The sequence below is a fragment of the Haloplanus litoreus genome, from assembly GCF_045690335.1.
In the GTDB taxonomy this organism is placed as follows: Archaea; Halobacteriota; Halobacteria; order Halobacteriales; family Haloferacaceae; genus Haloplanus; species Haloplanus litoreus.
This window is the reverse complement of sequence record NZ_CP147874.1, coordinates 723,848-737,715: the sequence shown is the minus strand read 5'-3', so window position 1 is coordinate 737,715 and position 13,868 is coordinate 723,848. Positions and strand designations below refer to the sequence as shown.

The 13,868-nt window shown below is 68.9% G+C and carries 16 protein-coding genes; 10 read left to right on the top strand and 6 right to left on the bottom strand.

Annotation, left to right across the window (positions count from 1 at the left end; all coding sequences use genetic code 11):
* Positions 1-42 precede the first annotated feature (42 nt).
* Positions 43-252 (bottom strand): DUF7561 family protein, encoded by a 210-nt coding sequence (locus V8686_RS04015; RefSeq protein WP_379702676.1) that lies wholly within the window; start codon positions 250-252, stop codon positions 43-45.
* Positions 253-291: 39 nt separating this feature from the next.
* Positions 292-1,152 carry a hypothetical protein gene (locus V8686_RS04010; RefSeq protein WP_379702675.1) on the bottom strand — a complete coding sequence of 287 codons (861 nt, stop codon included), beginning with the start codon at positions 1,150-1,152 and terminating at the stop codon, positions 292-294.
* Between the two features lie 287 nt (positions 1,153-1,439).
* Here V8686_RS04010 and V8686_RS04005 point away from each other — a divergent pair, with 287 nt between their 5' ends.
* Together V8686_RS04005 and V8686_RS04000 are read left to right on the top strand one after the other, a co-directional pair.
* Positions 1,440-2,348: an NAD(P)H-binding protein gene (locus tag V8686_RS04005; RefSeq protein WP_379702674.1), complete on the top strand. Its 909-nt coding sequence runs from the start codon at positions 1,440-1,442 to the stop codon at positions 2,346-2,348.
* Positions 2,349-2,386: 38 nt separating this feature from the next.
* The gene (locus V8686_RS04000) at positions 2,387-3,091 is read left to right on the top strand and encodes a DUF7530 family protein (protein WP_379702673.1); all 705 of its coding nucleotides are present in this window, start codon (positions 2,387-2,389) and stop codon (positions 3,089-3,091) included.
* A 3-nt stretch (positions 3,092-3,094) separates the two neighbouring features.
* On the opposite strand, the gene V8686_RS03995 is transcribed toward V8686_RS04000, so the two are convergent.
* On the bottom strand, positions 3,095-3,268 hold the full coding sequence (locus V8686_RS03995) for a DUF5786 family protein (RefSeq protein WP_345780655.1): 174 nt from the start codon (positions 3,266-3,268) through the stop codon (positions 3,095-3,097).
* 98 nt (positions 3,269-3,366) lie between these two features.
* On the opposite strand from V8686_RS03995, the gene V8686_RS03990 reads away from it, so the two are divergent.
* The gene (locus V8686_RS03990) at positions 3,367-4,359 is read left to right on the top strand and encodes a DUF5784 family protein (protein ID WP_379702672.1); all 993 of its coding nucleotides are present in this window, start codon (positions 3,367-3,369) and stop codon (positions 4,357-4,359) included.
* On the opposite strand, the gene V8686_RS03985 is transcribed toward V8686_RS03990, so the two are convergent.
* Complete coding sequence (locus V8686_RS03985) at positions 4,356-4,640, bottom strand: DUF5789 family protein (protein WP_379702671.1); 285 nt, start codon at positions 4,638-4,640, stop codon at positions 4,356-4,358. The two genes, V8686_RS03990 and V8686_RS03985, sit on opposite strands and share 4 nt — an antisense overlap.
* Positions 4,641-4,814: 174 nt before the next feature.
* Here V8686_RS03985 and V8686_RS03980 point away from each other — a divergent pair, with 174 nt between their 5' ends.
* Both V8686_RS03980 and V8686_RS03975 read left to right on the top strand, forming a co-directional pair.
* Positions 4,815-5,606 carry a PHP domain-containing protein gene (locus V8686_RS03980; protein ID WP_379702670.1) on the top strand — a complete coding sequence of 264 codons (792 nt, stop codon included), beginning with the start codon at positions 4,815-4,817 and terminating at the stop codon, positions 5,604-5,606.
* 25 nt (positions 5,607-5,631) lie between these two features.
* Positions 5,632-5,796 carry a DUF6757 family protein gene (locus tag V8686_RS03975; RefSeq protein WP_251328844.1) on the top strand — a complete coding sequence of 55 codons (165 nt, stop codon included), beginning with the start codon at positions 5,632-5,634 and terminating at the stop codon, positions 5,794-5,796.
* A 51-nt stretch (positions 5,797-5,847) separates the two neighbouring features.
* Here V8686_RS03975 and V8686_RS03970 read toward each other — a convergent pair whose 3' ends face one another.
* Complete coding sequence (locus tag V8686_RS03970) at positions 5,848-6,396, bottom strand: DedA family protein (protein WP_379702669.1); 549 nt, start codon at positions 6,394-6,396, stop codon at positions 5,848-5,850.
* 59 nt (positions 6,397-6,455) lie between these two features.
* Here V8686_RS03970 and hemB point away from each other — a divergent pair, with 59 nt between their 5' ends.
* The 3 genes from hemB to hemL all read left to right on the top strand — a co-directional run bounded on the left by hemB (position 6,456) and on the right by hemL (position 10,814).
* Complete coding sequence (gene hemB, locus V8686_RS03965; RefSeq protein WP_379702667.1) at positions 6,456-7,445, top strand: porphobilinogen synthase; 990 nt, start codon at positions 6,456-6,458, stop codon at positions 7,443-7,445.
* A 295-nt stretch (positions 7,446-7,740) separates the two neighbouring features.
* Entirely contained in the window at positions 7,741-9,384 is a 1,644-nt protein-coding gene (locus V8686_RS03960; protein WP_379702666.1) for an ammonium transporter, read from the top strand.
* Positions 9,385-9,479: 95 nt separating this feature from the next.
* On the top strand, positions 9,480-10,814 hold the full coding sequence (hemL, locus tag V8686_RS03955) for a glutamate-1-semialdehyde 2,1-aminomutase (RefSeq protein WP_379702665.1): 1,335 nt from the start codon (positions 9,480-9,482) through the stop codon (positions 10,812-10,814).
* A 16-nt stretch (positions 10,815-10,830) separates the two neighbouring features.
* On the opposite strand, the gene V8686_RS03950 is transcribed toward hemL, so the two are convergent.
* Positions 10,831-11,922, bottom strand: coding sequence for a nitrilase-related carbon-nitrogen hydrolase (locus tag V8686_RS03950; RefSeq protein WP_379702664.1), 1,092 nt, complete (start codon positions 11,920-11,922; stop codon positions 10,831-10,833).
* 103 nt (positions 11,923-12,025) lie between these two features.
* On the opposite strand from V8686_RS03950, the gene hemC reads away from it, so the two are divergent.
* Both hemC and V8686_RS03940 read left to right on the top strand, forming a co-directional pair.
* Complete coding sequence (gene hemC / locus V8686_RS03945; protein ID WP_379702663.1) at positions 12,026-13,111, top strand: hydroxymethylbilane synthase; 1,086 nt, start codon at positions 12,026-12,028, stop codon at positions 13,109-13,111.
* Complete coding sequence (locus V8686_RS03940; RefSeq protein ID WP_379702662.1) at positions 13,108-13,854, top strand: uroporphyrinogen-III synthase; 747 nt, start codon at positions 13,108-13,110, stop codon at positions 13,852-13,854. The genes hemC and V8686_RS03940 overlap by 4 nt, the downstream gene beginning before the upstream one ends.
* Positions 13,855-13,868 lie beyond the last annotated feature (14 nt).

The window sequence follows — 13,868 nt, the reverse complement described above, 5'->3', positions numbered from 1 at the left end:
CGGGTTCCGAACCGATGTACCGACTCCCGGTCGACGGGAACACTAGTCGGACAGCGTCGCCACGTCATCGGCGGTCACTTCGCGGTCGTCGGGCAACCGTTCGATGCAGTCGAAACAGAGGAAGTGTTCGGTGCCATCGGCGAGTTCCAGCGTGACGCCACCGGTGGTTTCGGCCTCGAACGTCCAGAAGTCCCCGGCGCCGCCCGCGACGGGAACGTCCGTCCCACAGCCGTCACAGGGGTCGGAGCTCATACCCGAAGCCGACGGGCCGGGGAGGGAAAGCCCTACGGATCACACACACTCGCTCGCGTCCGCGGCGACGTCGAGCGAGAACGACACCGAGTCCGTCTGAACGCGGTTCGGCGCGTCCGCGGGCAGATCCCACCGGAAGCGCACGGGGTGGGTACCCGGGTCGACACAGGAGTCGGTGAGCGGGGTCCACTCCGAGACGGCGCCGAGGCCGGCGAGCGGTCCCTCGTAGACCACTCGGTCGCCGGCACCCGCGTCGCCGTCGTACCACAGGCGCACCTCGACGTACTCCTGGAGTTCGCCGGGCGGCCCGCCGTCGCCGTCGCTTCGCTCCGCCTCGACGACGCCACCCTCGTCGAAGTCGGTCGCGTCGCCGCGAACCCAGAGACGGGCCGGCGTCCCCGACAGCGAGAGCGCGAGGTCGACGACGCCGCCGTCGCCGGGGGCGACGTCGGAGAGCGACACCGGCGGGATGGCCGACGCGGTCAGATCGTTCGCCGGGGTCGGCACCGGCGTCGGCGAATCGACGCCGGCGGGCGGGTTCCGGTCGCCGTCGCCTGGCGGGCGCGAGTCGTCGGGGTCGGACCCGTCGCCCGACGACGTCCCGGGCGCGGCGGTGGTCACGTCGGTGGCGTTCGGCGGCACGGTCTGGCCGTCCGAGCCGGGGTCGTCGCCGGGTTCGGGGGTCGGTGTGGGCGTCGGTGCGGCTCGATCCGGCGTCACCGTGTACTGGACGGAGAGGCCGGGATCGGACGTCGTGTCCTCGGTGTCGTCGCCGGCGAAGGGGTTCGAGGCGCCAAAGCCCGCGCCGAGGAGGGCGAGCAGGACGCCGCCGAGGAGGGTGAGCAGGCGGCGACGGGAGGAGCCGTCGTCGGACACGTCCGGCGGTTCGGCGTCGCTCATCGGGGCCCACCGGTGGCGCCGAGTCGCCGAGCGGTCCGAACGGGGGAGGGTGGTATCGCTGACACGGGAGCCGCTACACGGCCGGCGGGGATAGGTAATCGGGCACTAACCGACCGACTGCGGACGGGACGAGCTATCAGGGTGAGCCTGAACCCGGTCGAATCGAGAGACGGAGACGGATCGGTGTGACTGGTTCCCGGGCCTCGTCGACCACGGGAGCGGCGACGGCCGGACATGACGCCGCGGCGGCGGGCAAGCGTTAATCCCCTGCCCGTCCTCCGGGGAGTATGCGCATCCTCGTGACCGGTGCCACCGGATTCGTCGGTGGTCGTCTCGTCCCCGCCCTCGTCGACGCGAGCCACGAGGTGACCGTCCTCGTCCGCGACGCCGAACGGTACGATCCGCCGGCGGGCGTCCGGGTTGTCGAGGGCGACCTGCTGGAGCCGTCGTCCTACGCGGCCGCCCTCGACGTCGACGCGGCGTACTACCTCGTCCACTCGATGACGGCCCGCGACGACTTCGCGGACCACGACCGCCGGGCCGCGGACGGGTTCGCCCGGGCGGCGAGCGAGGCGGGCGTCGAACGGGTCGTCTACCTCGGGGGCCTCGGCGAGGACCGCGACCACCTCTCGGAACACCTCCGGTCGCGTCGCGAGGTCGAACGGGTGCTGGCGACGGGGCGCTACGCCCTCACGACGCTACGGGCGGCCATCGTCGTCGGCGCCGGGAGCGCGGGCTTCGAGATGATTCGCCAACTCGCCACGCGCCTGCCGGTGATGGTGACCCCGCGGTGGGTGCGGACGGCGTGTCAACCCATCGCCGTCGACGACGTGATCGCGTACCTCGTCGGCGTCCTCGACGTGCCCGAGACGGCCGGCGAGACGTACGAAATCGGTGGACCGGAGGTACTGACGTACGCCGAGATGCTCCGCCGGACGGGCCAACACCTCGGTCACGAACCGATCATTCTCGCCGTGCCGGTGTTGACGCCGCGGCTCTCGGCGTACTGGGTGGGGTTGATGACCGACGTCCCCTGGCGGGTCGCCCGACCGCTGATCGCGGGACTCAAGAACCCGGTCGTGGTCCACGACGACCGGATCCGTGATCTGGTGCCGGTCGATCCGACGACGTTCGACGAGGCGCTCCGCCGCGCGCTCGCACGGGAGGGACCGCGAGCGGACGCGGCGACGGCGTGACGGGAAGCGACGGAAGACGGCGACCCGCGACGGAATCGATGGCTGTCGACGGCCACCCGTCCTTCGGCGAGACGTGGGTGTACGAGAGCCTCGTGGGCGGCATTCCCGGCCTGCAGCTCACGGCCCGGCAGGCCGTGGGCGTTCAGGTGGTCCTCTTCGAGACGCTCGTCCTCGGGCTCGGCGTCGGCTACGGGCTTCCGGAACGGGCCGTCGTGGCGGGAACTGCGGCCGTCGTCGTCGCCGCGGCGGGAAGCGTCGCTATGCTCCGTATCGGCGCGGCGGCGCGCGGGGTGGGTCTGCCCGCCGCCCACCGCCGCCTCCTGTTCGGGTCGAGCGTCGAGGTGCTCTTCGGGGTACTCTCGTTCGTCGCGCTGACCACCTACCTGCTCGGCGGGGCAGCGCCGACGCCGCTCGCCACGCTCCTCGGCGCCGGGGGCGCGCCACCAGCACCCGTGGTCTTCGTGGCGCTGTTGCTCCTCTGGGACCTCTGTTATCGCACGGGGACGTCGTGGTGGACGGCGCTGGTCTCGCTGTGGCGGTCGCTGCGCTACCGGGTCGACGCCGAGACGGCCAGACGGTGTCGACGCATCGACGCTGCCACCGTCGGGTTCGCGCTGTTGGAGTTGGCGCTCGTGCCGGTGGTGTGGGGGGACGCGTTGCTGGTCGGAGCAATCGTGGGCCACGTCGTCGCCGTGACGGCGGTGTCGACGGCGGCGACGGTGCTGCTCGGACGGAACGGATAGTGGTCACTCGCCCTGAAGCTGTTTGAACTGATCCAAGAGGGCTTCGGTGGAGTCGCCCGACTCGTACGAGAGGGTCCCTCGGAACTCCGACCGGTCGTCGTCGAAATCCGCGTCGACCTGGCCGGTTTTCTGTGCGCGCCGCTCGTGTTCGTCCTCGTCATAGGCACCCATTGACATGGTACACACTGGCTTGGATACCTCCAGACATATATGTAACGGACGTTCCGCTGGGTGCGACGCGGAACGCGTAAATCGTCTGGAGCCGTACACCGACCGTGGCACGACCCCTTCGTTTTCGACACGCCCCCGGCCGCTGGACGGACGGCCGCGTCCGCGCCGAGGTGTTCGAACCCCTGGACGACAATCTGGGCGCGACCAGCCGTCGTCCGTGGTTCAAACCGCCCGACGGCTACGAGGCCCGACGGTTCGACGTTGACAACGGCGACACCGCGCTGTTCTGCTGGAACGACGACGGCGCCTACTGGCTCGGCAACACGGAGACACCGTCGAGCCTCTGGCGTACCGAGAAGTACGGCTTCACCGAGGTACCGAGCGGCGTCGCCGACTGGACCGAGCGCGAACTGCGCGCGGAACTGCACGAACAGTCGCCCTGGCTCGAAGACTACCCCCACCTCTCGTGGTTCTTCCTCCCCGTCTTCCTCTCGAAGGACGGCCGGTGGACGACCCGGGAGTTCTTCGAAGAGCACGCGGGTGGGTTCCCGGACGCGGAGCGAGACGACACGCTGGCATTCTACGAGTCGTTCCTGTCGACGGGCGTCCTCGACGACTACCGCGAGACGATGGCGGGCAAACTCGGCACGTCGGAGTATCTCGACCTGACGCGCATGGCGGCGACGATGGGCGAGTTTCACGCGGCGAAGCTCCTCACCGACGCCGGCTACGATCCGCACCCCGAAATCGAGGTGACGACGGGTCACTCCATCGACTTCCAGGCACGCACCGACGCCGGCGAACAGCCGCTCGTCGAGGTGACGCGGCCGCTACCGCCGAATCGCCGGTCTGCGGGGACGCCGGAAGCCGCCGTGCGCGATACGGCGAAGACGAAGACTGACGGACAGCTGTCGGCGCACGCGGGCGGCGTAGTGCTGTTCGTCGACTGCTCGTCGTTCCCGGACGACGACTGGTTCGCGGTCGATCAGGAACGGCCGGACGTGGGTCACCGGCCCGCAGTCGTCTATCGGATGCGGCCCGACGGGAGAACGATGGGGTACACCAAGGGATCGGTTCCGCTCGAACTGGACCTCTAGAGCGACAGCGGCGTCGGCCCGGATTCGCCGAGGGCAGTCGGATCACGGTCACTGTAGAAGCGCCGGCCGATGGCCTTGTGGCCGACTGCGGAGCGAACGGAGAGGCGGACGTCCTCGGGCGTCTCGAACTCCTCCGTCCCCAGCCGTTCGAGAATCTCGCCGACCTGTTCGGTCCCGCGCTGGAGTTCGAGTTCGTGCTCGCCGTGGTTGTCGATGATCTCGTCGGTGGTCGTCGGGTATTCGAGGGCTTCGATCATTTCGCCAGTGCCGTTGAACTTCATCACTGGGTTCCACACGGTCGATAACTATAATGGTTTTCCATGCACTACCTTAGTCAGGCACAAGACCTTAATTATCCTTAATTGAGAACGCGTGTCGGGTGAACGGGAACCACGCAAGCGAGTATCACACACGGTGGTCGCAAGGCCTATCGGCGGTGGCAGCGAGGTGGCGGTATGGACGTGGTCGCGGATCTGCACGTACACACCCCCGTCTCCGACGGGCGGTTACCCCTCTCGTCCCTCCCGGCGGCCGCACGGGACGCCGGCGTCTCCGTCGTCGCCGTCACCGACCACGACCGACTCCACCCGGATCTGACCGCCCCCGTGACCGTTCGGGACGGCGTGACGGTGATCCGGGGCATCGAACTCCAGGTCGAGACGGCCACGGGACGGATCGACTTGCTCGGCTACGGCGTCGAGGAGACGCCGGCGCTGCGGACGGAACTCGACCGCCTCCAGACCGACCGCATCGACCGAGCACGGCGCATGACCGAACGAATCGAGGACCGCCTCGGCGTCGACCTGGACGTGTCGTTCGAACCCGGCGTGGGCCGCCCTCACGTCGCGCGCGCAGTGGACGAGAGCGACGCCGACTGCGATTACGCGGGCGCGTTCGGACGGTTCATCGGCGACGACGGCCCGTGTTACATCGCCCGTGAGGTACCGAGCGTGGACCGTGGTCTCGCGCTCCTCGGCGAGGCGTGTCCGGTCGTCTCCCTCGCGCACCCGTTCCGGTACGCGGACCCGGAGGCGGCTCTCGAACTCGCGCCGGAACTGGACGCCATCGAGCGGTACTACCCCTACGACGCCCCCGTCGACGAGTCGCGCCTCGACGAGGTGATCGAGGCCCACGACCTGTTGGCGACCGGCGGGAGCGACGCCCACGACCGGCGGCTCGGCGTCGCCGGGGTGGACGCCGCGGCCTACGCCCGGCTCGCGCCGCATCTGCCGGATGCGCAGGGTTAAACCGGAGGGAGCACCTACCGATGGTATGAACTGCCACTACTGTGATCGCGAGGCCGCCTACGCGGCGGAGAAGGAGGGCATTCGCGTCGGCCTCTGCGAGAACCACTTCCGGGAGCGGCTGGAAGAGCTCGCGGAGTCCGACGACCTCGCCGCGCTGCGCGAGAAGATCGACATCGACCGGACCGAGTAGCGGCCCCGTTCCAGTCGCCCGTCCCCGCAACCCACCGTCACTGCCGCCCGATCACAGTACCGTCCCGAACCAGAGATACAGCCCCGCGAGTATCGATTCGAAGGAGAGGGTGCCGAGCGCCGACAGGAGCAGGAACCGGCGGTCGTCCATGCCGGCGAGGCCGGCGGGAACCGTGACCATCCCCCGAGTGAACAGGAGCGTGTTGCTCACGGGGACGACCACGGGCCCCCACCGGTCGAACCACCCCTCGAAGCGGGCGAGGGCGTCGTCGCTGACGCGGAACCACCGCGACCCCAGCAGCCGCTCCCGACCGGCGCGCTTGGCCAGCGTAAACAGGGCGAACTGGCCGACGGTGGCGCCGGCGACGGCGATACCGACGACGGTCACGGCGTTCGCCACCGATCCCCCGAGGAGCGCGAGCGCTCCCGGAACGACGAGTTCGCTCGGCACGACGTACAGCAACATCGCCCCTTCGAGGACGAACACCCCGAAGAGGACGAGCAAGCCGTAGTCGGCGGCGAGTAGCTCGCGGAGGGCGTCGGGCAACTGAGCGACCTGAAGCGGAGCGAACACACTGCACTCTGCACCGTGGGGGCACATATCGGTTGCGTGTGCGTGGGAGCGACGGGGTTTTGACCGTCCCGGGCGAGGCGTGCGGTATGCATCAGCCAGACCGCCCGCGGCGACTGCGCCGGGACGGCGTCCGCTCGCTCGTCAGCGAGACCGAACTCCGCGCGTCCGACCTCGTGGCGCCCGTGTTCGTCGATGCGACGACCGACGAACGGGTGCCCATCGAGTCGATGCCCGGACACGAACGGGTCCCCGTCGCCGAGGCGGTCGACCGGGTCGAGGAGGTGCTGGAAACGGGTGTCGAGGCCGTCATCCTCTTCGGCATCCCGGAGTCGAAGGATCACGAGGGATCGCGCGCCTGGGCGGAGGACGGCGTCGTCCAGCGGGCGACCCGGGCCGTCACGGCCGAGACGGACGCGACGGTCATCACCGACGTCTGTCTCTGTGAGTACACCGAACACGGCCACTGCGGGGTGCTGGAGGCGGACGCACGCGACGATCCGATCCTGACCGTCGACAACGACGCGACGCTCGACCGCCTCGCGCGGACGGCCGTCTCCCACGCCGAGGCGGGGGCGGATATGGTCGCCCCCTCCAGCATGACCGACGGGATGGTCGGGGCCATCCGGACGGGTCTCGACGACGACGGCTTCTCGGACGTGGCGATCATGTCCTACGCCGCGAAGTACGAGAGCGCCTTCTACGGCCCGTTCCGCGACGCTGCCGACGGCGCGCCCGCCTTCGGCGACCGGCGCCACTACCAGATGGACCCCGCGAACGGCCGGGAGGCGCTCCGCGAGGTGCGCCTCGACGTGGAACAGGGCGCCGACGTGCTGATGGTCAAGCCGGGCCTGCCCTACCTCGACGTGGTGAGCGCCGTCCGCCGGGAGTTCGACCGACCCGTCGCCGCCTACAACGTCAGCGGCGAGTACGCGATGCTCCACGCCGCCGCCGAGAAAGGGTGGCTCGACCTCGACGCGGTCGCTCGGGAGTCCCTCCTGTCGCTCAAGCGCGCGGGTGCGGACCTGATCGTGACCTACTTCGCCGAGGACGTGGCACCCGACTGCCGGGGCGCGTGAGCGCGCGGCGCCGCAGGCAAATACAATATCGTTGACAAAACGTCCGTCCGATTATCGGGCAACATTTGTCCGTCAGTTCCCGGTTTTACGTCCTTATACAACCCTTATCTGCTATTAAATCGAACGAACATCCAGACAAACGGATTAATATAGACATTTGTAAACACTAATCCTTATACTATGTCGTAACAGTAGATTCTATCGCAACTCGGAGAACGAACATGGTAGAAGAACCCGAAAACACAAACATCTGTCCAAGCACCGATAGCGAAGTACCGTCGACGGAGGTGGCCGAATGCTGACGCCGCTTCAGGTTGACCCGTCAGCGATCACCTCCGGCGTGAACAACGCCTGGATCCTGACCGTCAGCTTCCTCATCTTCTTCATGCACGCCGGCTTCGCCATGCTGGAGGCGGGGCAGGTGCGCTCGAAGAACGTCGCCAACCAGCTGACGAAGAACATGCTGACCTGGAGCGTCGGCGTCATCGTCTACTTCCTGATCGGCGCCGGTGTCTCGACCGTCGTCGGCGGCGGCTCGAACCCGTTCGGCTACATCACCGGTAGCTCGGCCGGGTGGGTCGGCTGGCTCTACGGCGCGGTGTTCGCCATGACGGCGGCGACCATCGTCAGCGGGGCCATCGCCGGTCGGGCGAAACTCCGCGCGTACGTCGCCTACACGATCCTGCTGTCGGCGGTCATCTACCCCGTCGTCACCGGTCTCACCTGGGCCGGCGGCTTCCTGACGACCATCGGTCCGGGCTTCCAGGACTTCGCGGGCGGCATGATCGTCCACGGCATGGGCGGCATCGCCGGCCTCACGGCCGCCTGGGTGCTCGGCCCCCGGATGGACCGCTACAACGAGGATGGCTCGGTGAACATCATCCCCGGCCACTCGCTCACCTTCGCGGTGCTGGGAACGCTCATCCTCTGTTTCGGCTGGTACGGCTTCAACGTGGGCACGTCCGCCATCTTCAGCGACGGCGGCCTGCTCAGTGATCAGCTCGGTCGCGTCGCCCTCACGACGACGATGGGCATGGCCGCGGGCGCCATCGGCGCCGGCGCCGTCGCGCTGGGCAAGACCGGCAAGGTCGATACGCTCTACGTCGCGAACGGCATGCTCGCCGGACTGGTCGGCATCACCAGCAACACCAACGCGATCACGTGGATCGGCGCGCTCGTGATCGGTGGGCTGGCCGGCGCACAGCTCCCCATCGTCTTCGGATTCGTCGAGAAGCGCCTGAAGATCGACGACGTGTGTGCGGTCTTTCCCGTCCACGGGAGCGCGGGCGTCCTCGGAGCGGTCCTGTTCCCGCTCTTTGCGATTCCCGGCTACTCCGTGAGCTTCGTCGGCCAGTTGGCCGGCGTCGCGGTCATCGCCGCCTGGACCATCTTCGCGACGGCCCTGGTGTTCGGCATCATCAAGGCGCTGGGTCAGGCCCGCGTCTCGGAGGAACACGAGCGTGAGGGTCTCGACGTGTCCGAACACGGCGTCAACACCTACCCCGAATTCGGCGAGCCCGACATCGTCGCCGACGGCGGCGAGGGCTTCCGCACCGACGGTGGCGAGGACAAAGAGATCCGCACCGACGGTGGCAGCGAGATCAAGATGGTCGTCGCGATGCTTCGTCCGGAGAAACTGGGCGACGTGAAACAGGCCATCGCCGACGTCGGCGCCCCCTCGATCACCGTGACGAACGTCTCCGGCCGCGGCTCACAGCCCGCCAAGAAGGGCCAGTGGCGCGGCGAGGAGTACACCGTCGACCTCCACCAGAAGGTGAAAATCGAGTGCGTCGTCGCGGACGTGCCCGCGATGGACGTCGCCGACGCCATCCGCGAGGGTGCGAACACGGGCGAACCCGGCGACGGCAAGATCTTCATCATGCCCGTCGACGAGGCGGTACAGGTCCGCACCGGGAAGACGGGACCGGACGCGGTCTAACCACCAAACACGTCGTCCGTCCCGCGACCCGCGGCGAACACCGGCGCTCCCTTCGACCCAGTACCTTCTTTCCGCAGCGGCGCACAGCCGTAGGTATGAACCACGACGAATCACGGGAGCTGTACGACCGGGCGCTGTCCGTGCTGGCCGGCGGTGTCAACTCGTCGGTGCGGGCGTCGATGCCGTACCCCTTCTTCGTCGAAGGCGGCGACGGCGCCCACGTCGTCGACGCGGACGGCAACCGCTATCTCGACTACGTGATGGGCTACGGCCCGCTACTGTACGGTCACGACCTCCCCGAGTCGGTGGAGGCGGCGATCCAGTCTCACGCCAGCGCCGGCCCGATGTACGGCGCACCCACCGAGGTCGAAGTCGACCTCGCGGAGTTCGTGACGCGACACGTCCCCTCCGTCGAGATGCTCCGCTTCGTCAACTCGGGGACCGAAGCCACCGTCTCGGCCGTCCGCCTCGCGCGGGCGTACACCGGGCGCGACAAAATCGTCGTCATGCAGGGCGGCTACCACGGCGCACAGGAGTCCACGCTGGTCGAGGGCGATCCGGACGGGGCGACGCCCTCCTCGCCGGGCATCCCCGACTCCTTCGCCGACCACACCATCCCAGTCCCGTTCAACGACACCGACACCATCGCGGACGTCTTCGAGGCCCACGGCGACGACATCGCCGCCGTCCTCACGGAGCCGATCCTGGGCAACATGGGCGTCGTCATGCCCGTCGACGGCTTCCACGAGTCGCTACGCGAACTCTGTGACGAGTACGGCTCGCTCCTGATCTTCGACGAGGTCATCACCGGCTTCCGCGTCGGCGGCCTCGGCTGTGCCCAGAGCGAGTTCGGCGTCACACCCGACCTGACGACGCTCGGGAAGATCGTCGGCGGCGGGTTTCCCGTCGGCGCCGTCGGCGGCCGCGCGGAAATCGTCGAACACCTCACGCCGGGCGGCGACGTGTTCCAGTCCGGCACGTTCTCCGGCCACCCCGTCACGATGGCCGCCGGCCTGGAGACGCTGCGCTACGCCGCCGAGAACGACGTGTACGACCACGTGGACGCCCTCGGCGAGCAGTTGCGCGCGGGCATCACCGACATCCTGGCGGAGCGAGCGCCGGAGTACACCGTCGTCGGCACCGGGAGCATCTTCAAGACCATCTTTACCCGCGACGGGAGCGGCGGCGAGGGCCACTGCGAGGCCGGCTGTCGCCAGCGCGAGGACTGTCCGAACTTCGACGCCTGCCCCAAGACGGGCGCGGACGTGGCGGCCGCCGAGACGAACCGCTGGGAGCGGGTGTTCTGGCAGGAGATGAAAGACCGCGGCGTCTTCCTCACCGCCAACCAGTACGAGGCACAGTTCGTCAGCTACGCCCACACGGAGGAGGACGTCCAGCGGACGCTCGACGCGTATCAGGACGCGCTGTAACCGGGCGTCTCGCGAGTTACTCCTCGCCGTCTCGCTCGTGATACGGCGGGACGAAGATGTCTTCCTCGACCATCCTCTCGATCTGTGCCTCCGTCACCTCCTCGGCGTACGTCTCGTGATCCACGGGCTGGCGGTCCAGCCACAGGTTCTTCGGGTAGAGCTCCCGGTCGTAGATGGGCTGGATCAGTTCCGTCCGGAGGTCCTTGATCCAGTTCGCGAGCGGCGACGAGGTGCGGAACTCGCGGAGGCCTTCCACGTCGACGGTGGCCGCACAGTACGACGACCCGGCACCGTAGGCGTGTTCGGCGAGGACGTTCCCTTTGTGATCGACGACCATCGATCCGCCGCCGAACGTGTCGACCGGCGTGTCCGCGTCGGGCGTGACGTAGTACGTCCCCAGGTTCGGCGCGACGACGTAACAGGTGTTGTCGAGGGCGCGCGCCCGGTTCTGGATCGCCCAGCTCTCGTTCGCCACGAGCGGTTCCGGGCAGGCGATCCGGCAGACGACTTCGGCGCCGTTCATCGCGAGGCCGCGGACGTACTCGGGGTACGCTCCCTCGATGGCCAGCGAGATGCCGAGGCGACCGATTTCGGTGTCGACGACGGGAAAGAGGTCGTCCAGATCGTCGCCGTGGTGTTCCTGCCAGTCGTCCCACACGTCGTGGGGGGAGACCGACCGCTCGACGGGGAGGAGTGGCGTCACCTTCCGGTGGGTGTGGATCACGTCGCCGTCGGGGTCGATGACGAAGGCGGTGTTGTAGAACTTCTCGTCGTACTCGGGCGCCTTCTCCTTCGCGGAGGCGACGACGAACGTCTCGAACTCCTTGGCGTACTCGCCGAGCGTCTCGGTCTCTGGACCGGGGATATCGATCGCGATCTCCTCGCGGTAGGTGGCGTGGTCCATGTCGAACACCTCGTCGGTGAACCCCTGGAGCGCCCCTTCGGGGAGGACGGCGAGTTTGACGGGGAGTTCCAGGCCGCTGAGCCACGTGGCCGCCGAGAGGGCCTCGTGGATGTGTTCGAGATTCGTCTCGATGTCGCTGCGCTCCTCGGCGCCCCAGACGGTCGGGGACAGACCGACGGCGTTGTACTTCGGAATCCTCGACATGGCTCGTATGGTGGGCGTCTCGGGGCCGGCTCAAAGGCGTTGTGTCACCGCGTCGCCGACGGGAACTGGTGGGCTTTTCACCCTCGGGAGCGACCGGTCGGATATGAACACGCGCGGGACCATACGGCTAGCGACGCGCGGGTCCGACCTCGCCCTCCGACAGACGGCGAGCGTCCGCGACCGTCTCGACGGCCCGCGACGCACCGTCGAGACGGTGGAGGTGTCGACCCGAGGCGACGAGATTCGGGACGAACTCATCCACCGCCTGGGAAAGACCGGAGCGTTCGTCCGCGCCCTCGACGAGCGAGTGCTCGAAGGCGACGTCGACGCCGCGGTCCACTCCATGAAGGACATGCCCACGGAGTCGCCGACGGAACTCGTCGTCGCCGGGGTACCGGAACGCGCCTCCGCGGGCGACGTCCTGGTGACGCCCGACGGGAGTGCCCTGTCCGACCTCCCCGAGGGGGCCGTCGTCGGGACGTCCTCGCTTCGTCGGGGCGCGCAGTTGCGCCGGGCGCGGCCGGATCTGAAGATCGAACCGCTCCGGGGCAACGTCGACACCCGACTGGAGAAGTTGCTCGCACCGGGCCTCCAGCGGGAACACGAACGCCGGCTGGACGCCGAAGACGAGGACGAGGGCGAACATCCGGACGCGTTCGACCGGTCGGTCGAGGACTGGTTCGACGGCCTCTCGGAACTGGAGCGTCAGGCGATGGAGCGGACGGTCGAGACGGAGTACGACGCCATCGTTCTGGCGGAGGCGGGACTGGAGCGGAGCGGCCTGCTCGGCACCGTCCCGACGACTCGGCTCCCCGAAGAGCGGTTCGTCCCCGCGCCGGGACAGGGCGCCATCGCGGTGACGGCCCGGGTGGACGACGAGGCGACCGAGACGATTCGCGGCGCCGTCGACGACCCAGTGACGCGCGTCGAGACGACCGTCGAGCGGACGATTCTCGCGGAACTCGGCGGTGGCTGTATCGCCCCCATCGGGGTCTACGCCGTCGTCCAGGGGGAGTACGTCCACGTGATCGTTCAGGTCCTCTCCCTCGACGGGACGGAGGCAGTGGAACGAACCGCCGACCTGCGGATCACCGACCACGCCGACGCGGCCGCGTCGCTCGCGGCCGAATTGCGCGAGGAGGGCGCCGCCGACCTGATCGACCGCGCCCGCGCGGAGGCCGAGGAGTGACCGGGGAGCGGCCACGCGTCGCCGTCTTCCGCCCCGACGACGACCGACTGGCAGCGGCCCGGACCCTCCTCCACGACCTGGGCGTCGAAGCGGTCGGCGACCCCATGCTGGCGGTCGAACCGACGGGCGAGACGCCGTCGGCAGCCGACTACGTCGTGTTCACGAGCAAGACCGGGGCGGAACTCGTCGCGTCGGCGGGGTGGGAGCCGGGGACGGCGACCGTCGTCGCCATCGGACCCAAAACCGCCGAGGCGCTGGAAGCGGCGGGCTACGCCGTGGATCTGGTGCCCGAGGAGTTCACCTCGTCGGGGCTGGTCGACCTGCTGGCCGACCGAACCACGGACGCGACGGTGGAAGTGGCCCGGAGCGACCACGGGAGTCCGGTCCTGCTCGACGGCCTCCGGGCGGCCGGCGCCGACGTCCACGAGACGGTACTCTACCGGCTGGTCCGCCCAGAGGGCGCGGGCGAATCGGCAGCGCTCGCGGCGGCCGGCGACCTGGACGCCGTCTGTTTCACCTCGTCGCTGACGGTCGAACACTTCCTCGACGCCGCCGCCGAACGCGGGGTCCGCGACGCGGCGGTCGCGGGCCTGAACGACGCCGTCGTCGGCGTCATCGGGGCGCCGACCCGCGAGACGGCCGACGGGGAGGGAATCGACGTGGACGTGGTGCCCGCCGAAGCGACGTTCGAGGCGCTGGCCCGCGAGACGGTCGAGCGCCTGGGCGACGACGGGGCGCGCTGACGAGGGTTTATCCG

Excerpts from the sequence above, each read along its gene's own strand:
- hemB (WP_379702667.1), top strand. The coding sequence starts at position 6,456 with ATGCATCAGCCAGACCGCCCGCGGCGACTGCGCCGGGACGGCGTCCGC.
- V8686_RS04000 (WP_379702673.1), top strand. The coding sequence starts at position 2,387 with ATGGCTGTCGACGGCCACCCGTCCTTCGGCGAGACGTGGGTGTACGAG.
- hemC (WP_379702663.1), top strand. The coding sequence starts at position 12,026 with ATGAACACGCGCGGGACCATACGGCTAGCGACGCGCGGGTCCGACCTC.
- V8686_RS03980 (WP_379702670.1), top strand. The coding sequence starts at position 4,815 with ATGGACGTGGTCGCGGATCTGCACGTACACACCCCCGTCTCCGACGGG.
- V8686_RS04005 (WP_379702674.1), top strand. The coding sequence starts at position 1,440 with ATGCGCATCCTCGTGACCGGTGCCACCGGATTCGTCGGTGGTCGTCTC.
- hemL (WP_379702665.1), top strand. The coding sequence starts at position 9,480 with ATGAACCACGACGAATCACGGGAGCTGTACGACCGGGCGCTGTCCGTG.
- V8686_RS03975 (WP_251328844.1), top strand. The coding sequence starts at position 5,632 with ATGAACTGCCACTACTGTGATCGCGAGGCCGCCTACGCGGCGGAGAAG.
- V8686_RS04015 (WP_379702676.1), bottom strand. The coding sequence starts at position 252 with ATGAGCTCCGACCCCTGTGACGGCTGTGGGACGGACGTTCCCGTCGCG.
- V8686_RS03985 (WP_379702671.1), bottom strand. The coding sequence starts at position 4,640 with ATGAAGTTCAACGGCACTGGCGAAATGATCGAAGCCCTCGAATACCCG.
- V8686_RS03970 (WP_379702669.1), bottom strand. The coding sequence starts at position 6,396 with ATGTGCCCCCACGGTGCAGAGTGCAGTGTGTTCGCTCCGCTTCAGGTC.
- V8686_RS03995 (WP_345780655.1), bottom strand. The coding sequence starts at position 3,268 with ATGTCAATGGGTGCCTATGACGAGGACGAACACGAGCGGCGCGCACAG.
- V8686_RS03960 (WP_379702666.1), top strand. The coding sequence starts at position 7,741 with ATGCTGACGCCGCTTCAGGTTGACCCGTCAGCGATCACCTCCGGCGTG.
- V8686_RS04010 (WP_379702675.1), bottom strand. The coding sequence starts at position 1,152 with ATGAGCGACGCCGAACCGCCGGACGTGTCCGACGACGGCTCCTCCCGT.
- V8686_RS03950 (WP_379702664.1), bottom strand. The coding sequence starts at position 11,922 with ATGTCGAGGATTCCGAAGTACAACGCCGTCGGTCTGTCCCCGACCGTC.